The 23,768-nt window shown below is 58.2% G+C and carries 25 protein-coding genes, 1 tRNA gene and 1 riboswitch; of the genes, 15 read left to right on the top strand and 11 right to left on the bottom strand.

Annotated features, from left to right (window positions below):
- Nucleotides 1-30 precede the first annotated feature (30 nt).
- Nucleotides 31-178, bottom strand: a riboswitch (FMN riboswitch).
- A 54-nt stretch (nt 179-232) separates the two neighbouring features.
- Nucleotides 233-844 carry an FMN-binding negative transcriptional regulator gene (locus ACR0AM_RS14205; RefSeq protein WP_480555087.1) on the top strand — a complete coding sequence of 204 codons (612 nt, stop codon included), beginning with the start codon at nt 233-235 and terminating at the stop codon, nt 842-844.
- Nucleotides 845-863: 19 nt separating this feature from the next.
- On the opposite strand, the gene ACR0AM_RS14200 is transcribed toward ACR0AM_RS14205, so the two are convergent.
- Nucleotides 864-1,310: a c-type cytochrome gene (locus ACR0AM_RS14200; RefSeq protein ID WP_480474561.1), complete on the bottom strand. Its 447-nt coding sequence runs from the start codon at nt 1,308-1,310 to the stop codon at nt 864-866.
- Nucleotides 1,311-1,770: 460 nt separating this feature from the next.
- On the opposite strand from ACR0AM_RS14200, the gene petA reads away from it, so the two are divergent.
- The 6 genes from petA (at nt 1,771) to ACR0AM_RS14170 (ending at nt 6,085) form a co-directional block, all read left to right on the top strand.
- Nucleotides 1,771-2,355 carry a ubiquinol-cytochrome c reductase iron-sulfur subunit gene (gene petA / locus ACR0AM_RS14195; protein WP_267363183.1) on the top strand — a complete coding sequence of 195 codons (585 nt, stop codon included), beginning with the start codon at nt 1,771-1,773 and terminating at the stop codon, nt 2,353-2,355.
- Between the two features lie 15 nt (nt 2,356-2,370).
- Complete coding sequence (gene petB, locus ACR0AM_RS14190) at nt 2,371-3,702, top strand: cytochrome b (protein WP_209506969.1); 1,332 nt, start codon at nt 2,371-2,373, stop codon at nt 3,700-3,702.
- Nucleotides 3,703-3,719: 17 nt separating this feature from the next.
- Complete coding sequence (locus ACR0AM_RS14185) at nt 3,720-4,511, top strand: cytochrome c1 (protein WP_480623249.1); 792 nt, start codon at nt 3,720-3,722, stop codon at nt 4,509-4,511.
- A 199-nt stretch (nt 4,512-4,710) separates the two neighbouring features.
- Nucleotides 4,711-4,962: a PepSY domain-containing protein gene (locus ACR0AM_RS14180; protein WP_480506915.1), complete on the top strand. Its 252-nt coding sequence runs from the start codon at nt 4,711-4,713 to the stop codon at nt 4,960-4,962.
- Between the two features lie 5 nt (nt 4,963-4,967).
- Entirely contained in the window at nt 4,968-5,543 is a 576-nt protein-coding gene (locus ACR0AM_RS14175; RefSeq protein WP_480623248.1) for a cytochrome b/b6 domain-containing protein, read from the top strand.
- Nucleotides 5,540-6,085: a helix-turn-helix transcriptional regulator gene (locus ACR0AM_RS14170; RefSeq protein WP_480623247.1), complete on the top strand. Its 546-nt coding sequence runs from the start codon at nt 5,540-5,542 to the stop codon at nt 6,083-6,085. Before ACR0AM_RS14175 ends, ACR0AM_RS14170 begins: the two co-directional genes overlap by 4 nt.
- Here the strand turns inward: ACR0AM_RS14170 and mtaB are convergent.
- Both mtaB and dapF read right to left on the bottom strand, forming a co-directional pair.
- Nucleotides 6,067-7,323 carry a tRNA (N(6)-L-threonylcarbamoyladenosine(37)-C(2))-methylthiotransferase MtaB gene (mtaB, locus tag ACR0AM_RS14165; protein ID WP_480623246.1) on the bottom strand — a complete coding sequence of 419 codons (1,257 nt, stop codon included), beginning with the start codon at nt 7,321-7,323 and terminating at the stop codon, nt 6,067-6,069. The genes ACR0AM_RS14170 and mtaB overlap by 19 nt on opposite strands.
- Entirely contained in the window at nt 7,320-8,153 is an 834-nt protein-coding gene (gene dapF, locus ACR0AM_RS14160) for a diaminopimelate epimerase (protein WP_480623245.1), read from the bottom strand. Before dapF ends, mtaB begins: the two co-directional genes overlap by 4 nt.
- Before the next feature lie 220 nt (nt 8,154-8,373).
- On the opposite strand from dapF, the gene ACR0AM_RS14155 reads away from it, so the two are divergent.
- Nucleotides 8,374-8,449: transfer RNA gene (locus tag ACR0AM_RS14155), tRNA-Lys, on the top strand.
- A 4-nt stretch (nt 8,450-8,453) separates the two neighbouring features.
- On the opposite strand, the gene ACR0AM_RS14150 is transcribed toward ACR0AM_RS14155, so the two are convergent.
- Genes ACR0AM_RS14150 through ACR0AM_RS14135 form a run of 4 tightly spaced genes read right to left on the bottom strand, consistent with a single transcriptional unit; the run spans nt 8,454 to nt 9,965 of the window.
- Nucleotides 8,454-9,083 (bottom strand): tyrosine-type recombinase/integrase, encoded by a 630-nt coding sequence (locus ACR0AM_RS14150; RefSeq protein WP_480623244.1) that lies wholly within the window; start codon nt 9,081-9,083, stop codon nt 8,454-8,456.
- Nucleotides 9,073-9,552 carry a hypothetical protein gene (locus tag ACR0AM_RS14145; RefSeq protein WP_480623243.1) on the bottom strand — a complete coding sequence of 160 codons (480 nt, stop codon included), beginning with the start codon at nt 9,550-9,552 and terminating at the stop codon, nt 9,073-9,075. The genes ACR0AM_RS14150 and ACR0AM_RS14145 overlap by 11 nt, the downstream gene beginning before the upstream one ends.
- On the bottom strand, nt 9,549-9,722 hold the full coding sequence (locus ACR0AM_RS14140) for a hypothetical protein (RefSeq protein WP_480623242.1): 174 nt from the start codon (nt 9,720-9,722) through the stop codon (nt 9,549-9,551). Before ACR0AM_RS14140 ends, ACR0AM_RS14145 begins: the two co-directional genes overlap by 4 nt.
- 18 nt (nt 9,723-9,740) lie before the next feature.
- Nucleotides 9,741-9,965 carry a MerR family transcriptional regulator gene (locus ACR0AM_RS14135; protein WP_480623241.1) on the bottom strand — a complete coding sequence of 75 codons (225 nt, stop codon included), beginning with the start codon at nt 9,963-9,965 and terminating at the stop codon, nt 9,741-9,743.
- A gap of 176 nt (nt 9,966-10,141) precedes the next feature.
- Here ACR0AM_RS14135 and ACR0AM_RS14130 point away from each other — a divergent pair, with 176 nt between their 5' ends.
- The 7 genes from ACR0AM_RS14130 to ACR0AM_RS14100 all read left to right on the top strand — a co-directional run bounded on the left by ACR0AM_RS14130 (nt 10,142) and on the right by ACR0AM_RS14100 (nt 18,444).
- Nucleotides 10,142-10,576 (top strand): helix-turn-helix domain-containing protein, encoded by a 435-nt coding sequence (locus ACR0AM_RS14130; RefSeq protein ID WP_480623240.1) that lies wholly within the window; start codon nt 10,142-10,144, stop codon nt 10,574-10,576.
- Nucleotides 10,576-11,151: a hypothetical protein gene (locus tag ACR0AM_RS14125; protein ID WP_480623239.1), complete on the top strand. Its 576-nt coding sequence runs from the start codon at nt 10,576-10,578 to the stop codon at nt 11,149-11,151. Before ACR0AM_RS14130 ends, ACR0AM_RS14125 begins: the two co-directional genes overlap by 1 nt.
- Nucleotides 11,152-11,157: 6 nt before the next feature.
- Nucleotides 11,158-14,607 carry a class I SAM-dependent DNA methyltransferase gene (locus ACR0AM_RS14120; protein WP_480623238.1) on the top strand — a complete coding sequence of 1,150 codons (3,450 nt, stop codon included), beginning with the start codon at nt 11,158-11,160 and terminating at the stop codon, nt 14,605-14,607.
- Nucleotides 14,604-15,206 (top strand): hypothetical protein, encoded by a 603-nt coding sequence (locus tag ACR0AM_RS14115; RefSeq protein ID WP_480623237.1) that lies wholly within the window; start codon nt 14,604-14,606, stop codon nt 15,204-15,206. The genes ACR0AM_RS14120 and ACR0AM_RS14115 overlap by 4 nt, the downstream gene beginning before the upstream one ends.
- Nucleotides 15,203-15,514, top strand: a complete 312-nt coding sequence (locus ACR0AM_RS14110; protein WP_480623236.1) for a hypothetical protein — start codon at nt 15,203-15,205, stop codon at nt 15,512-15,514. Before ACR0AM_RS14115 ends, ACR0AM_RS14110 begins: the two co-directional genes overlap by 4 nt.
- A 185-nt stretch (nt 15,515-15,699) precedes the next feature.
- Nucleotides 15,700-16,923 (top strand): retron St85 family RNA-directed DNA polymerase, encoded by a 1,224-nt coding sequence (locus tag ACR0AM_RS14105; protein ID WP_480623235.1) that lies wholly within the window; start codon nt 15,700-15,702, stop codon nt 16,921-16,923.
- A gap of 66 nt (nt 16,924-16,989) precedes the next feature.
- The gene (locus ACR0AM_RS14100) at nt 16,990-18,444 is read left to right on the top strand and encodes an ATP-binding protein (RefSeq protein WP_480623234.1); all 1,455 of its coding nucleotides are present in this window, start codon (nt 16,990-16,992) and stop codon (nt 18,442-18,444) included.
- A 335-nt stretch (nt 18,445-18,779) separates the two neighbouring features.
- Here ACR0AM_RS14100 and ACR0AM_RS14095 read toward each other — a convergent pair whose 3' ends face one another.
- The 4 genes from ACR0AM_RS14095 to ACR0AM_RS14080 all read right to left on the bottom strand — a co-directional run bounded on the left by ACR0AM_RS14095 (nt 18,780) and on the right by ACR0AM_RS14080 (nt 23,762).
- The gene (locus ACR0AM_RS14095) at nt 18,780-20,336 is read right to left on the bottom strand and encodes a relaxase family protein (protein ID WP_480623233.1); all 1,557 of its coding nucleotides are present in this window, start codon (nt 20,334-20,336) and stop codon (nt 18,780-18,782) included.
- On the bottom strand, nt 20,330-20,758 hold the full coding sequence (locus tag ACR0AM_RS14090) for a plasmid mobilization protein (RefSeq protein ID WP_480623232.1): 429 nt from the start codon (nt 20,756-20,758) through the stop codon (nt 20,330-20,332). The genes ACR0AM_RS14095 and ACR0AM_RS14090 overlap by 7 nt, the downstream gene beginning before the upstream one ends.
- 19 nt (nt 20,759-20,777) lie before the next feature.
- A complete protein-coding gene (locus ACR0AM_RS14085; RefSeq protein WP_480623231.1) occupies nt 20,778-21,629 on the bottom strand; it encodes a helix-turn-helix domain-containing protein in 852 nt (283 codons plus the stop codon).
- Nucleotides 21,630-22,310: 681 nt separating this feature from the next.
- The gene (locus ACR0AM_RS14080; protein ID WP_480623230.1) at nt 22,311-23,762 is read right to left on the bottom strand and encodes an aldehyde dehydrogenase family protein; all 1,452 of its coding nucleotides are present in this window, start codon (nt 23,760-23,762) and stop codon (nt 22,311-22,313) included.
- Nucleotides 23,763-23,768: the final 6 nt, after the last annotated feature.

Genomic DNA, 23,768 nt, shown 5'->3' with positions numbered 1-23,768 from the left:
AGCAGGCGCGCCGGTTCACCGGCGCGGCTTGCACGTTCTCTTTCATCCGGACTTTGACCGTCGGCTCTGGCCTCTCACCAGATCTGCTGACACCCCGAAAGCCGGGGCCGCTCGCGGGCTTGCGGGCCGTGGCCCGCATACCGCCGGTGGGGAATTCCGCCCCGCCCTGAGAACTAGGCGGACCTTGCCAAGAACTGTCCGACGCTGCAAGAGAATTGACAGGAGGACATTCATGCACCCTAACCCCGCTTTTCGCGCCGAGGATCGAGCCCGGCATGTTGAATTCGCCCGCGACCGGGCGTTCGGCGTTCTGGCACTCTCTGCCGAAGAGGCCCCGCTATTAAGCCACGTCCCGTTTCTGCTGTCCGAAGACGGTTCACTGGCTGACCTGCATCTTGTGCGCTCGAACCCTATTGTACGAGCGCTGCGCGAGCCGCAGCACGCGAAGATCGCGGTGCAGGGGCCGGATGCATATATTTCGCCGGATTGGTACGGTGTCGAAGATCAGGTTCCGACTTGGAACTATGTCGCCGTGCACCTGATCGGAAAACTTGAGCTGCGCCCGCAGGACGAGTTACGTGACGTGCTTGACCGCCAATCGGCGTTCTACGAAAAGCGGCTGCTGCCCAAGGCCCCATGGGTCACGGGAAAAATGTCCTCGGACGCGCTGAACAAGATGATGCGCATGATCGTACCGTGCCGCATGCGCGTTGAAGATATTCAGGGCACCTGGAAGCTTGGTCAGAACAAACCCGAAGGTGCGCGAAATGCTGCTGCTGATCAGGTATCCACTGGCTTTGGCAGTGAAATCGCCCGGCTGGCCGCCTTGATGCACAAGGCGTAGCCAGCACCAGGCGCCGGGTTTACTGGGGGCTGAAAGTCGCCAGATAAGCGGCAATATCGTCCGCACCGCTCTTGAGTTTGACGCTCATGTTCGGACGGGCAGTTTCGTCATCCAGAAATTCCTTGATGAAGCCGATAGGATCCTGCGCATAGGCAACGATGTTTTCCTCGGTCCAGACCAGACCTTCCTCGCCGGCACGGATCATGTCGTCCGTGAACATGCCGATCGGCAGGCGCTCGCTTCCATAGCGATAATCGTTTTCGGACCCGGCCACGCGGCCGATGACGCCGTACAGATTCGGGCCGGTGATTCCACCTTTGACCAGAACTTCACCATCCTTGATGATCGCATGACACGAAGAACAACGGTTATATATCGCCTCACCTTTTGCGGGATCGCCCGCGGCAAGGGTCTGAGTGGGAAGGGCCATTGTGCACAAGGCAGCGGCCAGAACGATCTTTGACATTGGGGTCTCCTTGCGGGAGTTCGCACGCCTTTTGCGCTGTCCTTTATTCGCGCGGAAAGTGCAACAGGTGGGGCGCGTGCAATTTATAATTTAAATCATGTATTTAGCGAGTATGTTTTTGCTGAAAACAATCCCCGTTTCGAAGTCTTGATTATGTACTTTAGGGCGCAAATCAGCGGTCCACGAGACAGGCTCCAGATACCTGATCCAGGTGACGGAAGACAGGGTGGGTAAGCGAATCAATGGCGCATGAATCGAAGTTGCCGACAAAGTCGCACGCGAGATTCACCAAAAAACACCGTCCGCAGCTGCTGGAAACGACACATGCGGCGTATTGCGCGTTTATGAACGCTGGACGAACACTATTCTCCCCGATAGTAAGCGCGGTTAAGACACCGCATTCGTGCGGTGCGCGAGCTATTTGCCCGTCCGCGGGCGCCAGACAATCGGAGATAACCTCGTGTCCCACGCAGAAGACCACGAAGGCACCCGCAGAGATTTCCTGTACTACGTCGCTGGCGGCGCAGGTGTCGTTGCAACGGGTGCAGCCGTATGGCCCCTGATCAACCAAATGAACCCATCGGCAGACGTTCAGGCGCTGTCCTCGATCCGTGTGGATGTGAGCGGTGTTGAGCCGGGTACGCAGCTGACCGTCAAATGGTTGGGAAAACCCGTCTTTGTCCGTCACCGCACCGGTGCAGAGATCCAGGAAGCTCAGAAACAGGACGCCGAAGGTGTTGATGCGCTGCCCGATCCGCTGGCCCGCAACTTTAACCTGAGCGCCGATGCCCCTGCGACCGACGCAAACCGGGTGATGCCGTCGCCGGAAGGCGAAGCGCCGGGTGCATGGGTCGTCCAGATGGGTGTTTGTACCCACCTCGGTTGTGTGCCTCTGGGTGATGCAGGCGACTTTGGTGGCTGGTTTTGCCCCTGCCACGGTTCACACTACGACCTTGCCGGTCGTATCCGCAAAGGCCCCGCGCCTGAGAACCTGCCCATTCCGCCCGCAGAGTGGGTGGACAACGGCACAATCAAACTCGGCTAAGGGAGACCCAAACTTATGTCCGGAATTCCCCACGATCATTACGAGCCGAAGACAAACGGCGAGAAATGGCTGAACAGCCGCCTGCCGATTGTTGGCCTGCTGTATGACACCCTCATGATCCCGACCCCCAAGAACCTGAACTGGTGGTGGATCTGGGGCATCGTTCTGGCGTTCTGCCTGGCGCTGCAAATTGTCACCGGTATCATCCTGGTGATGCACTATACGCCGCATGTTGATCTGGCGTTTGCCAGCATCGAACACATCATGCGTAACGTAAATGGCGGTTACTTCATCCGTTACCTGCACATGAACGGCGCATCGCTGTTCTTTGTTGCGGTCTACATCCACATCTTCCGCGGCTTGTTCTATGGCTCATACAAAGCCCCGCGCGAGATCACGTGGATCGTCGGTATGCTGATCTACCTGATGATGATGGGCACGGCCTTTATGGGCTATGTTCTGCCATGGGGTCAGATGTCTTTCTGGGGTGCGACTGTGATCACCGGCCTGTTTGGCGCCATTCCGTTTGTGGGCGATGCCATCCAGACCTGGCTGCTGGGCGGACCTGCGGTGGACAACGCCACGCTGAACCGCTTCTTCTCGCTGCACTATTTGCTGCCGTTCATCATCGCGGCTCTGGTCGTGGTGCACATCTGGGCGTTCCACACTACCGGCAACAACAACCCCACAGGTGTTGAAGTGCGTCGCGGCTCGAAAGACGAGGCGAAGAAAGACACGCTGCCGTTCTGGCCGTATTTCGTGATCAAGGACCTGTTCGCGCTGGCCGTGATCCTGGTCGTGTTCTGGGCTGTTGTCGGTTTCATGCCGAACTATCTGGGTCACCCGGACAACTATATCGAAGCCAACCCGCTGGTTACGCCTGCTCACATCGTGCCTGAATGGTACTTCCTGCCGTTCTACGCGATCCTGCGTGCCTTTACCGGTGAGGTCTGGGTTGTACAGTTCGCGAGCTTCATCACCGGTGGCATCGTTGACGCCAAGTTCTTTGGTGTTCTGGCGATGTTTGGCGCGATCCTGGCCATGGCGCTGGCGCCTTGGCTGGACACGTCGAGCGTGCGTTCGGGCAAGTACCGTCCTATGTTGAAATGGTGGTTCTACCTGCTGATCATCGACTTCTTTGCCCTGATGTGGCTGGGTGCGATGCCTGCGGAAGAACCCTATGCGACCTTCTCGCTGATCGCATCGGCCTACTGGTTCGCCTATTTCTTCGTGATCTTGCCGATCCTCGGTGTGATCGAGAAACCTCTGGCCCAGCCCGAGACCATCGAAGAAGACTTCAACGCGCATTATGGCAAGGCTGACGCCGACGCCACGCCGGCCGAGTAAGAAGAGGGACCGGAAACATGTTCAAGAAACTTGCAATCGGCGCCGCGCTTGCTCTGGCCCTGACCCCTGCTGCATCCATTGCAGCAGGTGGTGGTGAGCAGCATATCGAAGATTTCGCCTTCTCGTTCGAAGGCCCGTTCGGCACCTGGGACCAGCATCAGCTGCAACGTGGACTGCAGATCTATACCGAGGTCTGCGCGGCTTGCCACGGTCTGCAATATGTGCCGCTGCGCGATCTGAAAGCGCTGGGTTACTCGGAAGAGGAAGTCATCGCATACGCGGCTGGCAACTTCGAAGTCTTCGACCCCGAGCTGGACGATTTCCGTCCGGCGATCCCCACCGACCACTTCCCGGCCAATACCGGCGTCGGCGCACCTGACCTGAGCCTGATGGCCAAGGCCCGTGCCGGATTCCATGGGCCTTATGGCCTGGGCATCAACCAGCTGGTCAAAGGCATGGGTGGACCGGAATACATCGCGTCTTTGCTGCATGGCTACACCGGTCACGAAAAAGAAGAGGCGGGTGCGGTGCTCTATGAAAACACTGCCTTCCCCGGCGGCTGGATTTCGATGGCGCCTCCGCTGGCTGACGAGCAGGTCGAGTTCGCAGACGGGCACTCGAACACGGTCGAGCATATGTCCGAGGACGTTGCCGCATTCCTGATGTGGGCAGCCGAGCCAAAGCTGACAGACCGCAAGAACGCAGGCTTTGTCGGTGTGATCTTCCTGACCGTTCTGTCGGTGCTGCTGTACCTGGTCAACAAGCGTCTATGGGCGCCGCACAAGGGCAAACTCCGCAAGGAAGATTGATCCGATCCGTCCTACCGGATTTTACTAAATCAGCCCCCGCGCCGTCAGGTTGCGGGGGTTTTCTTTTGCCAAGCCGCCATCAGCGCGCGCTTATTTGGTCGAAATAAGCGCCGGGTCAATGGATTGGACAGCTTCACAGGCGCACATCAGCCACAACGGCTGATCAATTGCCGTTTGTCTGAAACACGGAGTCACAACAATGAAACTTCCTATTCTTTTTGCCTCAATTCTATTTGCAACGCCGGTATTGGCACTGGATCTCGCACCCGATGCCGAGCTTGGAAAGTCCGAAGCCGAAATTCGGCAAACGCTGACGGGCATGGGATTCGATGTCCGCAAAATCGAGACGGAAGACGGCAAGATCGAAGCCTATGTCGTCAAGGATGGTAAATTGGCCGAGGTTTATGTCGACCCCGCAAGCGGCAAAGTCGTCAAGATTGAGGATCAGTAACCGGAATGTCCGAAACAGAATTGATGCATCGTGGGCGCACAGGCGCCCACGAAGTCCAGGTCTGGGATCCACTGGTCCGGCTGGTTCACTGGGTCGTAACCTTGTGCGTTCTGATCAATGCGGCGATATCCAATCCCGAGGGCGCGTTCCACGAATATGTGGGCTATGTCGTGCTGGCTTTGGTCTTGTTGCGGCTGCTTTGGGGGTTAACGGGTCCGGCTTTTGCCAGGTTCACCGCCTTTCCTTTCAGCCCCCGTGCGGCCCTTAATCACCTGCGGGACATGGGGCGGGGTGATCAAAGCGTGCACCTTTCACACAACCCTCTGGGGGCCCTTATGGTCTATAACCTCTGGGCGACACTGCTGGCTTTGTGTGTGACAGGAATCATGATGGGAACAGTTCGATTCTTTGGCGTCGAATGGGTCGAAGACCTGCACGAACTGGCCTTCAACTGGCTGATGCTATCTGTTCTGCTGCATGTTGCCGGGGTTGTCATCAATCAGTGGCGAACAGGTGTCGCTTTGGCAAAGGCTATGATAACAGGGCGGAAGAATATACCTGAGGACTGGTCAATCAAATGATCAAATGGATCAGAAGCTATTGGCGGCCCGGCGATGCAGACGCTCACCGGGCTGTACTTATGTCGATAATGATCGTTGTTCAGGTACTTTGTGTGGTGTTTTACCTTGGCGATGTCGCCCTGGATTTGAAGGAAGGCGAGGGACCTTCTCATGTAAGTCTTGAGGCGTTTGTCGCATTTGTTCTGCTTGCCGGAATTGTTTTTTTCATGATTGAACTTCGACGCCTGCTGGCAAGGGTGGAACAGACCAAGCTTGGCCTACAGGCCGCGCAGGGTGAAATGAGCGTGGTCATCAACACGTTTTTCGACCGTTGGGGGCTCACCGCTGCCGAGCGAGACGTGGGTCTTTTGGTTCTGAAAGGGCTGGATAACGAAAACATCGCGCGCATCCGGGGACGGGCCGTCGGAACCGTGCGCGCGCAGACCGCCTCGATCTATGCCAAGGCCGGGGTTGATGGGCGTGCGCAACTGATAAGCGTATTCATGGAAGAATTGCTTGTCGCAGATGGTGAGGCTGCAGACCTTCAGACAACCAAACTGTGATCATTCGCCCCAATGGCTCGGGCGGTTACGATCTGGCCTTCGGGCTGGGGTGCATTGAACGAAACCTCGGTGAATTGTTCGGTTCGCCCCATATGCGGGTTCTCCATCAGGATCCGATGGGTTTTGCCGATCTGTTCTGACAGGTGTTTCCTGACCTGAACGTCCCCAGCCGCACGCAGGCGGGCGGCGCGATCCTTGATTAGATTCCCGTTCACCTGCTGCGGGATGCGGGCTGCTGGAGTGCCTTCGCGTTTCGAATATGGGAAGACATGCAGCCAGGTCAGTTCGCAATCGGTAACCAGTTTCAGCGAGTTCTCGAAATGCGCTTCGGTCTCGGTCGGGAAACCTGCGATGATGTCGGCACCAAAGGTCATGTCGGGGCGCAGTTTCCGGGCCTCTTCGGTAAATCGAATGGCATCGTCGCGCAGGTGGCGACGTTTCATGCGCTTCAGGATCAGGTCGTCGCCATGCTGAAGCGACAGGTGTAGATGCGGCATCAGGCGTGGTTCGGTTGCTATGGCATGCATCAGATTCTCGTCCACTTCGATCGAGTCGATCGAACTGATCCGCAGGCGGGCCAAATCCGGCACCAGTTTCAGGATGCGCATCACCAGATCGCCCAGTTTGGGCTGTGCAGGCAGATCGGCCCCCCATGAGGTCAGGTCAACGCCGGTTAGCACCACCTCATGATAGCCCCGATCCACCAGCCGCTTGATCTGATCCACCACAACACCGGCAGGCACGCTGCGCGAATTGCCCCGGCCATAGGGAATGATGCAGAAGGTGCAGCGATGGTCACACCCGTTCTGGACCTGCACATAGGCGCGTGAGCGTGTGCCGAACCCGTCGATCAGGTGCCCGGCCGTTTCGGTGACAGACATGATGTCATCGACCTGAACGGCCTCGGTCTCGCCGATAAAGTCGGCGGCCATGCCTTTCCAGGTTTCTGGCCGCATCTTTTCCGTGTTGCCGATCACCGCATCGACCTCGGCCATCTGCGCGAAGGTGTTGGGTTCTGTCTGGGCAGCGCACCCGGTAACAATCAGCCGGGCGTTCGGATTTTCACGTCGAAGTTTCCGGATCTCCTGCCGTGCCTTGCGCACAGCCTCAGCCGTGACGGCACAGGTGTTTATCACCACGGCATCCGTCAGTCCGGCTTGTTGCGACAGCTCTTTCATCGCCTCGGTTTCATAGGCGTTCAGGCGGCAACCCAATGTGGTGAATTTAGGCGGGTTCATCCCAGCGTCCCTAGAAACTCGGGCGACAACGTGCCCGAGAAGACGTGACAGGTTGACCCGGTCATCCAGACGCCATCCTCGCGCCAGTCAACCCAAAGGGTTCCGCCATCAAGATCAATCTGCACCTTTCGCCCTGTCAGCCCACGCCGCGCCGCAGCCACCGCGGTTGCACAGGATGACGACCCTGATGCCAGGGTTATGCCCACGCCACGTTCCCACACCCGCATGCGGATGTGATCCGGACCCACGACCTGAGCCACCTGCACATTGGTGCGCTCGGGATACAAAGGATGGTGTTCATAGCGGGCGCCGAACTCGGCCAGCGGAATCGCCTCGGCGTTTTCAACAAAGAATGTGCAGTGCGGATTGCCCATACCCGTCGCTGTAGGGGCACCCTCGATTGGCAGTTCCAACGTGTCCATCTCTTCAGCCAACGGAATTTCGTGCCATTCCAACTGAGGAAGACCCATATTGACCGAGGTCAGCCTATCACCTGCGTCCTGCGCAACAAGCGTTCCACGTTCGGTTGTCAGCGTCAGTTGGGTTTTGCCCGTCTCATCCATCAACATTCGCGCGATGCATCTTGTGGCGTTGCCACACGCCGCCGAAGTTGATCCATCCGAATTGTAGAACACCAGATGCGCGTCAGCCGCACCGTTTTCGATTACGGCCAGCTGATCGAATCCCACACCAAAATGCCGATGTCCGATTCCTCGGGCCAGTGCCGGGGTAATCAGAGCATCCCGCGCACGCGCATCAATAATGACGAAGTCATTGCCCAACCCGTGCATCTTAACAAATGGCAAACTGATATCGCGTTTCTGTTGCATGGCGGCGATATAACGTCGGTCGGAACATGAATCCACCCTGTCGCGTAGAATCGTGAAAAAAGGGGTTGACCCCCCTGCGCCACCTGCCTAATTAGGCCGCCTATCGGGTCGCTGGAAACACAGGTTGTTTCAGCGAAACGAGGCGCAAAATAAGGGCTTGAACCCGGTTGGGAAATTGCCGTAAAGAGCGCCACGGATCGAGAAGATCCAACAAAAGAGTGGGCCGTTAGCTCAGTTGGTAGAGCAACTGACTTTTAATCAGTGGGTCGCAGGTTCGAATCCTGCACGGCTCACCACTTCTCATAAATTATCCTTTCCCTGCTTGGGGTTGGTGTCAGAATTGACGAACCTCTTGGGAAGGTTCGCCAAATTGCGCTCGCCATTTGGGCGGGCGATCAGTTTTTCAATCGCGGAATCGGCCATGCCTTCGCGGCCTGCGGCCTCGGTATAGCGCTGCACGAGCGCCAGTGTTTTGTGCCCTGTGACCGCGCCGATCTCGTGCGCCGTCGCCCCGGCCTCGGCCAGACGACGCGCGCAAGCTTTGCGGAGTCCGTGGGCGGAGCACTGGGGCAATTTGGCTTCTTCGGTCCAACGCTGCATGAGATTGCCCAGTCCACCGGCAGAGCGCATTGTGCCTTTCTGAGTTGCCAGGAAGGGCCGATCCTCTGGGAGTTTGCCCAGGACCTCGGCCAGGTCCGGATGGATCGGCACGGAAACCAGCACCCCTCCTGAGCGCTGCGTCTTCTGCCGCCGGTACTCGATCTTGCCATTGCGGACGTTCTTCGGCCCTAGCTTCACCGCATCGACCCGCGCCGCGCCGGTGTAGAGCATCAGCGTCACCGCCGTATGTGCGAGCGAGCTAGGTTTGTGGACCTTGAAGAACTGCGCCAGCTCGTCCTCGTCCCATGTATGAAAGCCGTCACCGCCCACGCGAAACGGTTTCGTCGCGCCAATCCAGCGTGATCGCGAAATCCATCAACTGGATCAGCCGCTTGCGCAGGTTGTTTGCGGCTGTGGGGGTCTCGGCTTTCTCGGCCAGGATCGTCTGCACATGCCGACGCTGCATCAAACGCACCGGCTTGTCGCCATGCTCTTCGCGGAACTTCTCGACGATCCCACGATAGACCTTCTGCGTGCTCGACGCGAGATCGAGGAACTCCGGTGAGCGATACCAGAGCGCGACCAACTGGCTGACACTGTAAGGCTTGGTCCGGTCCGCCCCGATCTGGCCGCGCGTCTTGTGTCCGTTCACAGCGTCTTCGTACCGCCGAACGAAATCCTCCGACCCGTAATCGCTTCCTAGCTCCGCCGAAAACCCACCCTTCCGAAACCGCCAACGCCGCTTCCCGTGCCGGTCGAAATAAGCCGTCGCGCCGGGAAACTGCTTGCGGCGTTTCACGGGTGATCCCACGGGTTGTTGACCTCGTCGGTGTGTTTCTCGGTGCTGTAGATCACGACCTTGCCGTCGCGGCTGATCTCTGACCGCACGACCGGAATGCCCGCGTCCCGGTACGCCTTGAGGTATCGTGTCAATTCGCTCTGCGTCAGGGTCGCGCGGGGCATTGCCATGGGGTTTCCTTCACTCGATCAATTCGCGCCCGAGGCCGCACCCGGCCCTTCGCTCACGTCTGCTTTAACTGTGAATTTCTCGACGTATCGCTCCCAAGCACCCTTTGGGATTTTGGGATTGCGGCGTCCTGGTGCGGTGAAAATGTGATCCAGCATGTCTTCGCGGATCAGGTAACGCACGTTGGACACGGGAATGCCCACGCGCTCGGCCAGTTCCTTGGGGGTTTCAAGCAGCTTTCCCACGCTTCGCCTCCTGTCGTCGTTGCTCACGAACTGAAGCGGAAGAAATCGCTTTGCGTCCAGAATGAAACAAAACTACGCTGAAACTGCATGAATCAAGCGTGTCGCCATCGTTCGTATCTATTTTTGATACAAATGACTACGAATGAGGTCAACACAAATACAAACGAAAGTTGAACATGGCTGTTTCTGGCCTTGGGCATCGCCTTGCGGCAGTACGAAATATGGCTCGCCTCTCCCAAGAGGAGATGTCTCAGGCGCTTGGCATCAGTCGAAGCGCCTATCAGAACTACGAACGTGGCCAGCGTGACCTGACGGCTCAGTTGCTTCTGGAAGTCTACGAGAAGTTCGACGTCGATCCTCTGTGGATGCTCGAAGGAGACTCCGAAGACGGAAAGAACCGCAGGCACGAAGAGATTGCGACCGCGTACCGCAAGATCGGGATCGCTGTTGAACGGCGCATCATGGATCGAGGTCTGAGCGTGACGCCCGAAAAGAAGTGGGACGCCATCGAGTTCCTGTTCGATGAAGTCCTGAATGCCGATGCATTGTCTGGCGAGAGCGGAGCACCGGATACAACAAGAATTGATAGTGTTTTGAGGCTTGTAAGCTGATGTTGACAGAAGATTTTCCCGACGACGTATTGAAACTGCGTCCGCGCAAGCTGCGGCTCGGTCGTGACTCTGAACGTCTGCTGAATGACGTCTGCGGCACCGACGGCGAACACAGCAAATCTGCGCACAAAAGCCGTCTGCGCCCTGACGCAGACAGCATCAACGCGATCCGGTGTGCCGATTGCGGCCAGGTCGAATACATCTCCCGCGACTATTGCCGGTGCGGACACTACCTAGCGGGGCAGGTGATGGATGAATTCCTGGTTTGGGAACAAGGATTGGTCGAAACGCGTGATCGCTTGACCGCCGCTGCCGAGGAAAAGATGAAGCCGGTGCGTTGGGTTGGGGCCTGCGGAATGCCGTTCATTGTCTGGCCCCTGCTTCACAGCGTTTTCAGCGCCGGAAGCACACCCCTCACGATCTGGCTCTTGCTGATCCCAGGTTTCGCAATCATGGGTCTCTGCGCATTGACCGAAACCTGGATTACCGCCGCGCGTGACGCGAGTGCCCATGCGGTCGAAACCGCCACCTTCGAGCAATTCTTGTCCGAACGCGTTCCCGTACCGAGTCACTGATTTCACATGAGTAATGCCCCGCAGATCGACGACTTCATCGCCCGCTGGAAAGACACCGGCGGCAGCGAGCATGCCAATTACCAGCTCTTCGTGATCGAGCTGACCGAACTGCTGGGCCTCGACCGGCCCAACCCGGCCACCGATGACGACAGCAACGACCACTACCGGTTTGAACGGCCCGTCACGTTCGCCCACACGCACAAGCGCACCACGGGCTTTATCGACGCCTATCGCGCGGGGCATTTCGTGCTCGAAACCAAGCAGGGCGTGAACCAGAAAAAGAACCGCGCCGCCGATCTGGCCAAGGGCACCGCCGCGCGCAACCAGAAGCGCATTGGCCATGGCGTGCGGGGCACCGCCGCCTGGGACGACACCATGCTCAAGGCGCGCAACCAGGCCGACAATTACGCCCGCGCCGTCGCCCGCGAAGATGGCTGGCCGCCCTTCCTGATGATCGTCGACGTGGGCCATGTGATCGAGCTCTATTCCGACTTCTCGAAACAGGGGCAGGGTTACAACCAGTTCCCCGATGGCAACCGCTATCGCATCTATCTCGACGATCTGCGCAAGGACGACATCCGCGACCTGCTCTGTACGATCTGGACCGACCCCTACAGCCTCGACCCCTCGCTGAAATCCGCCGAGGTCACGCGCGACATCGCCGCTCACCTTGCCGAACTGGGCAAAAGCTTCGAAGGCCAGGGCCACGACAGCGAAACCGTCGCCCGCTTCCTGATGCGCTGCCTCTTCTCGATGTTCGCTGAAGACGTGGACCTTATCCCGCGCGGCAGCTTCACGGACCTTCTGCACAAACTGCGCGGCCACCCCGAACACGCCCAACCCGCGCTCGAGGGGCTGTGGGAGACGATGAACACCGGCGGCTTCTCCCAGGTCCTCATGCAGGACCTCAAGCGCTTCAATGGCGGCCTCTTCAGGGATGCCGACGCGCTTCCTCTAAACGACCTGCAATTGGGCCTGCTGATCGAAGCCGCTGAAGCCGACTGGAAACAGGTCGAACCGGCGATTTTCGGCACGCTCCTCGAGCGCGCGCTGGACAAACGCCAGCGCCACAAGCTGGGGGCGCACTATACGCCCCGCGCCTATGTTCAGCGCCTTGTCACGCCCACGATCATCGAACCCATGCGCGAGGATTGGCGCGATGTGCAGACCGCCGTCCAGCGTCTGACCGAGGACGGCAAGACCGACGACGCGCTCAAGCTGGTCCGCGACTTCCACGCCAAGCTCTGCGAGACCACCGTGCTCGACCCCGCCTGCGGTTCGGGCAACTTCCTCTATGTCGCGCTGGAGATGATGAAGCGCCTCGAAGGCGAGGTCACGTCGCTGATGATCGAACTGGGCGACACGCGCCCGCTGATCACCGTAGACCCGCACCAGTTTCTCGGGATCGAGCTCAACCCCTGGGCCGCCAATGTGGCCGAGCTGGTGCTCTGGATCGGCTACCTGCAATGGCACTACCGCACCCACGGCACCGCCGCCCCGTCCGAGCCTGTGCTGCGCGACTTCAAGAACATTACCCAGGGCGACGCGGTGCTCGATTGGGAAATAGTCCAACCAGCCTACAATGATGACGGAACCCCAAAGACCCGTTGGGACCGGGTGACGTTCATCACACATCCCGTCACGGGGCGCGAAATCCCGGACCCTAACGCCCTTGTTCAAGACGAAATCTACATCAACCCCAAAGCCAAGACATGGCCGAAGTCGGACTTCATCGTTGGAAACCCGCCCTTTATCGGTGCATCCAAAATGCGGGAATATCTGGGCAACGGCTATACCGATGCCCTGCGTAGAGTTTACACGAAAGTGCCGGACAGTTCTGACCTTGTAATGTGGTGGTGGGAAAAGGCCGCTCTAGCGTCACGGGCCTATGACACCGCAAAAGCCACAGGCACGCGCCGGTTTGGCTTCATTACCACAAACTCGTTGCGTCAGACATTCAATCGGCGAGTGCTAGAACCACATCTGTACGACCCGAAGAAGCCGCTATCTCTGTTGTTTGCCATCCCCGACCACCCTTGGGTTGATGCAGCGGATGGTGCCGCCGTACGGATCGCCATGACCGTGGGCGCAGCGGGCAACCGGGCCGGGCGATTGCTGACCTTAGCGACTGAGAGTAAGGAGAAGAGCGAGGCAGATGGCCGCCAGGTGACGTTCGATCACCAATTGGGTAAACTGCTCGCCGACCTTCGCATTGGTGCCGACGTCGCTGGTGCAAAACAATTAGCCGCTAACTCCGGCCTTGCGCACAGGGGTATGACACTGAGCGGCGAGGGATTTCTAATTCCCGAGAGCGAAGCGCTTTCATTGATCGAAGCAACCGGTCCAGCTATTGAACCACATCTCAAGCCGTTCAAGAGCGGCAGTGATTTCACTCAGATTTGGCGTGGGTTCTACGCTCTTGATTTCTTTGGCTTAACCGAGGCCGATGTTCGCACCCGTTTTCCGGCTGCTTATCAGCACCTAAAAGACACGGTGTACCCGATCCGAATGCAAAACAATCGCAAGGCTTATCGAGACAAGTGGTGGGTTTACAGCGAAGCACGCTCTGGACTGCGCACAGCGGTTTCTGGACTCAGGCGATTTTTCGCAGCAACTCGAACCGGCATTCATAAAGCCTTCCAGGCAACAGATTTCGACACGATCCCGGAAAGCGAGATAGTTTGCATCGCGCATGACGGTTTCGACTTTTTGTCGATCCTAAACTCGCGCTTGCATCAGACTTGGGCACTCGTTGCTGGCGGGCGTATGGGGAAAGGAAATCACCCTCGCTACAATCATGTTGTTTGCTTCAACAAATTCCCCTTCCCTGACCTCTCCGACGACCAGCGCAGCCGCCTCCGTGCCTTGGGCGAAGAGCTAGACGCCCATCGCAAGCGCCAGCAGGCCGCCCACCCCAAGCTGACCGTGACAAGCATTTACAACGTGCTGGAAAAGCTCCGCGCCGGGGAGGTCATCGAGGGCAAGGACCGCGAGATTTACGACCAGGGCCTGATCGGCATCCTCAAGGACCTGCACGACCAGATCGACGACGCCGTGGCCGAGGCCTATGGCTGGCCCGTGGACCTCAGCGACGAAGACATCCTCTTCCGCCTCGTCGCGCTCAACAAGGAACGCGCCGAGGAAGAGGCGCGCGGCCACATCCGCTGGCTCCGCCCCGACTACCAGAACCCCGAAGGCCGCGTGGCCGCGAAGGGCAAGACCAAGGACATGGACCTGGGCGTCACGGCGAAGGTCGAAAAAGCCCCCTGGCCCAAAACCCTCCCCGACCAGATCGCCGCCGTCCGCGAAGCGCTTTCTGAGATGGGCGAAGCCACCCCGGAACAGATCGCCCGCAGATTCCTACGAGCACGGAAGACCGCTGTGCAGCCGCTCCTGGAAAGCTTGGCGGCACTTGGGCAGGCGGAAAGAGTCGAAGATGGGAGGTTCGCAGCATGACGGCGAACAAACCACCCACACGCACGCTCATGATGCTAGATCAGGAAGCTTTTCAGAACGCGGCAACCGCAGCAGGCCTTCAATTTAAGGTTTTCCTCGCGGGACCATACATAGAGTCCACCGGTAAAAAGCCAGGCCGAGGAGCTAAGAATAAGGCCAAAAGACTAAGGTATGCGTTGTATCATCGACTCTCAGACTTCGGCTGGGTTGTGACTATGGGGGAGTACAAGAACCTAATCAACGCAGCCAATCCGCTTTTGGGAACGCGAAACAATGCGGCAAGCGCTGAACTTCTGCACGCAAAGCATTCAACCGACGCCATTGTGATGCTGCCGAGTAGTCCCGGCTCTTTCTTGGAACTCGGTGCTTTTTCGTTACACGCGGATGTGTGTCTTAAAATGCTGATCATTATCGACAAGAAGCACGAGGCAGATGATCCCAACTACCTGAACACAGGCCCAATCCCCGCTGCCCAAAAGAAGGGCGCAAAGGTCGTTTTCATTGACTATGACGACCATGATCAGTGTTGGGAAATCGTCGAGGAATTCGTTATCGATCAGGGCCACAGAGTGGCGGAAAACAAGTTGCTAGCGCCATGAAAAAGATTGACCCGCTCTTCGCTTACTTCTCAATTCTAGCCGTAATTCAGCCTGCGCGAATCCAGGATATCGAAGCCAGCGCGCAACAGCTTCTCAGCCCGGGCTACGCCAAAATGCTCGTGGAAGAAGGGCATCTTCGGACGGCGCATGAAACTGCTCGCGAACGTGGGTTGGTCATACAAGTCCGTCGTGGTGTCTACTTCACGGCCCCCAAAGCGCGACATCTGGTGCGGCGAGAGGGCCTTGAGCGCTCGATCGACAACCGGCGTTTGTTCTTGATGAAGACCCAGCGTAGGAGGTACAAGTGATGTGCGAGTTGGTGTCGCGTTCAGCTTGTTCGCTGTTTCGGCGAGCCGTTGTTCAGGTTTGGTTTGAAGGGGCTCGTGGCCTAGGTCGAAGAGGCATTTTGCCGGACCTTGCCGCCAAAATGCCTCTTCGACCTAGGCCACGCGCTCAAGGCAGTCTTCACTTCAGAGACTGGAAGTTGCTGTAGATGCCAACTCGCTCATACTACTTCCCAAAAGATTTTGCTCATCTTGAAGAGATTCTTCGGGCAGAGCAGGGCGGCTTTTCCGACGATGAAGCCGCGCGTTTCCGCGAGCTTGGGTTGCCGCCTATACCAACCACAGGCGCACTGCCGCTGTTCCTAGGGATCAGCCCAAAGACGATTTTCTCAATCCGCCGTCGTCCCAGGAAACATTATCGTTCCTTTCCCTTGAAGAAGAAGGACGGTACCAAGCGAGATATCGATACGCCACGGACATACCTTAAGGTCATCCAGTGGTGGATCTTGGACAACGTCCTGAACCACGTCGAAATCGCTGAAAACGTATTCGGGTTTGTGGCCAGGCGAAGTGCTGTTCAGAACGCTAGGTATCATTTTGGCGCGAAGCACGTTCTCAACGTTGATATCAAGCAGTTTTTTCCGTCGATCACGATTGACCAAGTGCGTGAAATCTTTGTCTCGCTCGGTTACACGGAAGATGTGGCGGACATGCTGGCAGATTTGTGCTGCCTAGACGACCGTGTGCCGCAAGGCGCGCCGACAAGCCCGGCCATTGCCAATTTGGTTCTACGCGGACTGGATGAGCAGCTGTCACAATTGGCCGACGAGGCAGGCCACCGATACTCGCGATATGCGGATGATCTGACTTTCAGCTCACAGCAACGAATTGAACCGGCATTTCTTGATTCCGTACAGAAAGCTGTGGAGTCGATTGGATTCGATCTAAAACCGGAGAAGACCCGGTTTGCAGGATCGGAAGGACGCATGGAGGTGACCGGGGTTGTCATAAACGACAAGATGCAACCTTCTCGCGTATGGCGCAAACGCACCAGAGCGAAGCTTCACCGGTTCAGCCAGGCGACAAGGCTGACTCGGCGTGAACTGGCTTATCTGCACGGTATTGTCGGTATGGCAGCTCAGTTTCCACAAAGTACTCAGATGCACAAGCTTTCGGAACATGCAGCAGAGCTTATTGAAACGAGGTCACATACCGTTGTCGGAAAAGGGACGAATCCGGTTTTGCCTAATTCGCTAACTTTGAGGCAGGCGGAAGCACTCGCTCAACTTGCGCCAAAGAGAACAAACATCGAAATTGCTATGCGGTTGGGAACTACCGAATCTGCTGTTAAGAAGAGGCTGCAAGGGGCTTTCAGGAAAATTGATGTCACTGAACGACATGCCGCTGAACGCTGGGCATCTGAAAACTTATGACCCCAGGAATGAAAGAAACTTGGAGTGCGTCATTCACGCAAGCCGATTCACCTCGCGGAGAAATTTTTGAATACGCAACGTGACATAGACCTAATTGACGAGTTGCGCTCACAACCCGTGGAAACTCCTTGGCTAGAATTCAAGAGCAATTTGTCGGATGAAACCAAGATCGGAAAATTGATCTCTGCCCTTTCGAACTCCGCTCGGCTGGAAGGGAAGGAACAGGCCTTCCTCGTTTGGGGAATTGAAGATGGCACTCATGATGTTATCGGGACGGTTTTCGATCCTTTTTCGAAACAGATTGGCAACCAGGTATTCGAGCTGTGGTTGCGGCAAAGGCTTAGCCCGGCCCCGGCATTGAACTTCCGGTCAGTTGCGCACCCGGACGGCAACGTGATCTTGTTGGAAATCCCAGCTCCAACCATGGCACCGACAAGTTTTGAAAGCGTTCCGTACATTCGGGTAGGAAGCGCGACACCGAAGCTGTCCGACGATCCTGGCCGATATCAGGCATTGATTGAGAAAATGAGGCCTTACACTTGGGAGCAAGGTATCGCTGCCAGCTATTTGTCCTCTGACGATGTACTGCGGTTGCTGGACTATCCCTCCTATTTCTCGCTTACCCGACAACAGTTTCCAACCAACCGCGATCATATTCTTGAAAAGCTGGCTGGGGATCGGCTTATCCAAGAAGATGTCGGAGGTCGCTGGAACATTACGAACCTCGGAGCCATATTGTTCGCAATTGATCTCAGAGAGTTTGGTAGCAGTCTTGAACGCAAGGCCGTTCGGTTTGTGCGCTATCATGGCGTGGATCGAACAGCGACAGTTACGCATCGCCGGGACGGCCAGAAAGGCTATGCATCCGGTTTTGAAGGGCTTCTTTCATACATCAATGGCTTGCTTCCGCAGAATGAGCACATTGGGCAAGCTCTTCGAGAAGAACACCCACTGTTTCCACAACTTTCGATCCGTGAACTTGTGGCGAATGCCCTTATTCACCAAGACATGACCATTACGGGTGCGGGACCGCAAGTCGAGCTTTTTGAGGACCGTATCGAAATCACGAATCCAGGAGCGCCGCTTGTTGATACTGATCGCATGATTGATCTTCCGCCGCGATCCCGAAATGAGTCATTGGCGTCGCTCATGAGGCGTATGGGTATGTGTGAAGAACAGGGAAGTGGCTTGGATAAGGTGTTCCGGGAAGTGGAGGTCTTTCAACTGCCCGCACCATTGTTGAAAGCTAATAAGACCTCAATGCAGGTGGTTCTTTATGGGCCCAGAACCTTCGCTGAAATGAGCGGCGAGGAACGCGTCCGTGCCTCCTATTTTCATGCTGTTTTGCAGTTCATGGCCGGAGAACGTATGAAGAACGCCACCCTTTGTCAAAGGTTTGGGATTGATACAAAGAACGCGGCGCAGGCTTCTGGTGTCTTGAGGAGAGCCTTGGAAGCAGGGCTCATCAAGTATGCGGACGAAGACCACCCAAGAGCAGGGTATCATCCTTGGTGGGCATAGTTTCTTGATCCACTCTTGATTTTCTAACTGCTTAGCTTTGCGTAGATTTAGATAGTTCGATTGAAATCAACATCTTAGGCGCTTCATGGGATCGCTGACTTTCTTGATCCTGTCTTGATCCTGAGCACCAAACCCTTCTTGAAATACCACTGATCCAGTAAAGATCGTACCAAATCTGGTTCACTGAAAAATGGAACGACTAAATCTTGTAGCTTTCGTTCTTGATCCCTTCTTGATCGTCTTTTCAAGCGACCTCTATGCTATGAAAGGGCCGTTTGCCACGCCACAGCATGACAAACGGTTCCCACCTGCCAACCCACAGGTTGGCATCATACTCAATGCGTCAGCCCCCGATCCATCTCGCGATCCCGCACCTCTAGCTCCGTCTCAGCCTCTCTTCGGCGTGCCTCGCTAAGGTCAAGCTCTCGTTCAACTTCGCGTCCAGCGCGTTGTAGGTGGCCTCTTCGCTCAGCAAGCCACGCAACGCCTGCATTGACGCGATCTGCGAGCGTATGAGCAGCGTCGCGCAACCCGCGATACCATCCAACTGGGCTTGCAGCCTCTTCGTCGAGCGCGCTTCCAAGCCGCTCAATTCCGCGGCTGAGGTTTCGCAGGCCGTCACCAACCGCTCGACGCAGGCGAGCAAGTCTCGCTCCAAGGCTGTCAGGGGCGTCGTCATTCATCTCTCCTCGATCTTGATGCAGATGACCGGCGTCCCGGCCAGTGTGCAGGTTTTCAGCGCGGTCCTGTCGGGGTCCAGCGTCAGCCAGGTCTGCTCCCCCTGGTCGATCCGTGTCAGGCCCAGTTCCGTCAGCTCCGAGCGCGTCAGCAGCACCGTCCAGAACCAGCTCGCGGCCATCATCGAGGCGATCCCCGTCACGACCAGCCCCAAGATCATCCAAGGCGAGATCGTCAGCCAGCGCCTGATCTGTTCGGTCCGCGTCTCGAACAAGCTCCTGTTCTCGTTCAGGAAGCGGCGCGTATCGCTCTCGATGGTACGCCGCGCGTCGCTCGCAATGGCTGTCAAATCGGTCCTGAAGCTCTCCAGCTGGGACGCCATCGAGGCGGCGTAGTCCTTGCGTATGGTGTCCAGCTCCGCGTTCAGCTTCTCGCTCAGCCGGGTCGGCTTGCCAGTCTTCATGGAAAATCTCTCCTTTCAGGCGCCAGCGTTCGCCGGTCTCGGGATCGAGGGCGGTCAGGTAGGCCTTGCCGACGCGGGGTAGGTCGAAGCCTGCATCCGTAAGCACGTCGATCATGCTGGCGCGATCCTCGATCAGACCCATCGAAATCTGATCGAGGATCCACGCATGCAGCTCGTCGCGGCCATGGGCCCGGGTCGGGGCCTCGATGGTGTCGCGGATCTCTTGGGCGCGCTCCAGTTCCATCGGATCGGCCCAGCCGTGGCGCTGGTTCATCAAGTCGCGCAGGCTGTCATAGGCGTCCTGGTAGCCCGGCGGCGCGATGTTGAGGCTGCGCCCGGTGGTCAGTTCAAGACGCGGGGTGCAGAAGTGCAGCTCGACGCGGTCCTCGTGGCTGTGACGGACCCAGAGCATGTCATATTGCTCGCCGTCCAACCCGGCGAAGGCCAGCTGCTCGAAGGCGTCCATCACCTCGGCTTGCTGCACCTCGCTGGGCGTATCCTCTGCAGCAAAGCTGATCACACCCGCGCGGTAGGTCCACTGGTGACGGCTGGCGTCGATCAACGCCTCGGTGCGGCCTGGGTCACCGCGCAGCGCTTCGGGCAGGGGATCGCGCGTGACGGTCAGCGGCTGGCCATCGGCATCGCGGATCAGGTCGCGGTTGCCGTCATAGGCCAACACGCGCTCCGCCACGAGATAGCCGACCGGGCCAGCACCCGCGCCCTTGCCGTTGGGGAAGAACTTGATCAGCACCGCCGCGCCGCCTCAACGATCTGGGCAAGCTGGCGTTCGATCACCAAAAGGCGGCGCGCAACGGTCAGGCTGTCGAGGTCGGCGCGGCCCACCAGCATTGCGCGGTTCAGCCAGCGCGCGATCTGGTTTAGGTTGCCGCCGATGCACCCAACGGCCAGCACCAGCGCTGGATCGACGCGCGGCACGGGCTTGCGGCGGCGCGCTTCGGTAAGCCCGAGCGCTTCGCGCAAGAGCGTCGCGGCGGGCAGGCCAGCTGCCTCGGCCTTGGCGCGCAGCTCGGCCTTCTCTGCCGCCGTGCAACGGAAGACGAAGGTCTCCGTCAGCGGCTCCTTTGCGCGGGGCTTGCCCGCGCCGGTGGGGTTCGAAGGGGAGGCTCGCCGCCCCTCGCAAGGTCCCGTGTCATCCGCGCCAGCGTATGACATGGGTCGCCTTGCTGTTTGCTCAGACCGCATGGCGGTTCTCCCCCATAGTCGGGACAACATCCGGCGAAAGACGCGATGCGCGCTGCACTTGACGCGGTGCAAAGGACGTGATGCGGGGTGCGGACGACGCAGCGCATGCGCCATCCTCCGCCTGACGAATGACATCACGCAGAAGGCGCAACTGCCCCTGCCATTCCGCGCTGTCCACCGGGGCCGGTGTCCGGGCCGGAAGCCAGAAGCCCAGGTGATGCTCGTGCGGGGACAGGGGCAGGCTGCGTTCCAGCGTCGTCATGCCTTCCCGGGCCAGCCGCGCATCCCAGTCCCGGACAAAGCAGATGCCCCTCGGGACAAACACCAGGTCCGGGCTCGTTCCGCCGGATTGCCCTTCATCGGGCAAATCCGGCGCGGATGCGCGCCCTTGTTCTTTTCTAAGTTCTTGTTCTCTGTTCGGGGGGCGATCCTGTCCCCCTTTGCTGGACAGGTCTGTCCCGCTTTGCGAACAGCATTGTCCCCCTTTGGCGCGGCTAAGCGGGACAACCTTGTCCCCCTCCCGGCGGCGCTCGGTGGCCCGTTTCAGCGCCGCTTCGGTCGGACGGTAGCGCGAGGATTTCCCCTTATTGGTCCCACGCTCCACGGTCATATAGCCTGCCGCCTCGACCTTGTTCAGGGCGCGCTTGACCGACTTGGCGTGCTTGCCGATGGCTGCGCCGATAGTCTCGAAAGACGGGCGGCTCTCGCCGGTCTCGTGGTCCGCATGGGCCAGGGCGAGGTAGAGGGCCACGCGCAGGGCGTTGTCGTCCAGCTCGTGGTCCGTGACCATCTCCAGCAGGTATTGCAGCTTGATCTTGCAGAAGGGCAGAACCTCAGACATCAGCCCCTCCCGCAATTGCGATCACGCCTGCGATCTGGTATCCATTCCGTGCAAACTTTTCGACTTGGCCGTTGACGTGGGTGCCAGCCCAGTCAGCGGCCTTTCGATTTCTAGGCACCTTGAAACGGTTCGCCAGAGGCCCGAAAAGCCCAATCAAATCAAGGGGTGGGATTTTCCGGTTCGCCAGCGCAAGCTGTTGATTTCCCTCATCCCGCACAGTCCTGCACGGCTCACCACTTTTTAACAAAAAAATATATTGCGATGCGCATGCCATTGCTTTGCGGATAAGTACGTCCGGTTTTTCGAACTAATCACGTGCGACGCCGATGCGACGGGCCAGTATCACTTTGCTTACCGCTTTCTCCGGTGTCGGTTGGGGCCGCGCAATCCTCCTTGGAATGCTCAGAGCGAACCAGATCCATCCAGTGTTGGGGGTGGGGGTACCTCGTTGGTAGGATTTCCGTTTACAGATTCATCTCCTATGCCTTCAGACCGTGCGAAACCGTTTCTCAAAATTGCTGTCCTCGTGCTGAGTCACCCGCGCTTTGGTGATTTCACCGCGGGTTACAAACTTACGCGTAGTCTCGCCACCTTCAGCGGTTCCACACCTTGCGAATACATCAACAAAATCTGGAGCGCGCATGCGCCAAAGAAACGATGATCTGACAGGTCTGGCGCTTGTTACCCGTGATAGGCGGCCACTGTCTTGAGTTGTGAAAAGCCATAAAGCGCCTCAAAGCCTTTCTCGCGGCCGTGGCCGGATTTGCCCACGCCGCCAAAAGGCAGTTCAACGCCGCCGCCTGCCCCATAGTTGTTGAGGAAGACTTGACCCGCGTGCAGCCCTTTCGCCAACCGCATCTGCCGCGCACCATCGCGTGTCCAGACGCTGGCGACAAGGCCGTAGTCTGTGCTGTTGGCAATGATTAGAGCCTGTTCCTCGGTGTCAAACGGGATCAGAACCTGAACCGGGCCGAAGATTTCATCGCGGGCGAGCGGGTGATCCGGTGGCACGTCCGCGAACAAGGTGGGTCGGATATAAGCCCCGGTTTCCGGCGCGTCCTTTGTGATCGTCCCTTTTGCCGCAACGGTCAGATCGGCGCCTTTGTCCAGAAAGCTGTTTACCATCTGCTTTTGCCGCTCGGAAATCAGCGGCCCAACGCGAAGATCCTGCATCGCGGGCCCAACGCTAAGCTGTTCATAGGCCGCGGTCATGCGGGATTTGACCTGATCATAGACACCGCGCTGTACCAGAATGCGGGAGGAGGCCGAGCAGGTCTGCCCCGCGTTTTGAATGCCCGCATTTACTAGAAATGGCAGAGCGGCATCCAGATCGGCATCGTCAAACACCAACTGCGGGGATTTTCCGCCCAGCTCCAGCGTCACAGGCACAACGTTTCGCCCCGCAGCCTGTTGCACCAGGCCCCCCGTGGCGACCGAACCAGTGAACGAGATATGGTTGACCCCCGGATGCCCGGACAGTGCGGCTCCGGCCTCGGCCCCCAGACCGGGCACAACATTCAGTGCACCTGCTGGCAGACCCGCTTGCTGTGCGAGATGGGCAAAGGCCAGCGCGGTCAGGCAGGCCTCCTCTGCCGGTTTCAGAACACAGGCGTTGCCCATGGCCAACGCCGCCCCGACCGAACGCCCAATAATCTGCATCGGATAGTTCCACGGCACGATGTGGCCCGTCACCCCATGGGGTTCGCGCAGGGTATAGACGGTATAGCCATCGAGATAGGGGATGGTCTCACCCATCACCTTATCCGCTGCACCGCCGTAGAATTCACAATAGCGCGCCAACGCAATGGCATCGGCGCGAGCCTGCGTCAGGGGCTTACCCACATCCATCGCCTCAAGCCGCGCCAGATCGTCCACGCGCTCCAACACCAATTGTCCCAGCCGGGTCAGGATGCGACCACGCTCCAAGGCCGCCTTGCGCCCCCAGTCGCCCTTTAACGCAGATCTGGCGGCGGAGACCGCCGCGTCAATATCCGCGCCCGAGCCGCGCGCGATCCGGCAGATCTCGGTCCCGTCTGACGGGTTGGTCAACGGCAATGTTTCGCCCGATGCCGTAGGCGTCCAGTTTCCACCGATCATGCAAAGGGTGGGGTCAAACCAGAGTGGTTGGGTCATTTTGGT

It is taken from the genome of Ruegeria sp. AD9 (assembly GCF_056542305.1).
This window is presented reverse-complemented; position numbering and strand designations above follow the sequence as displayed.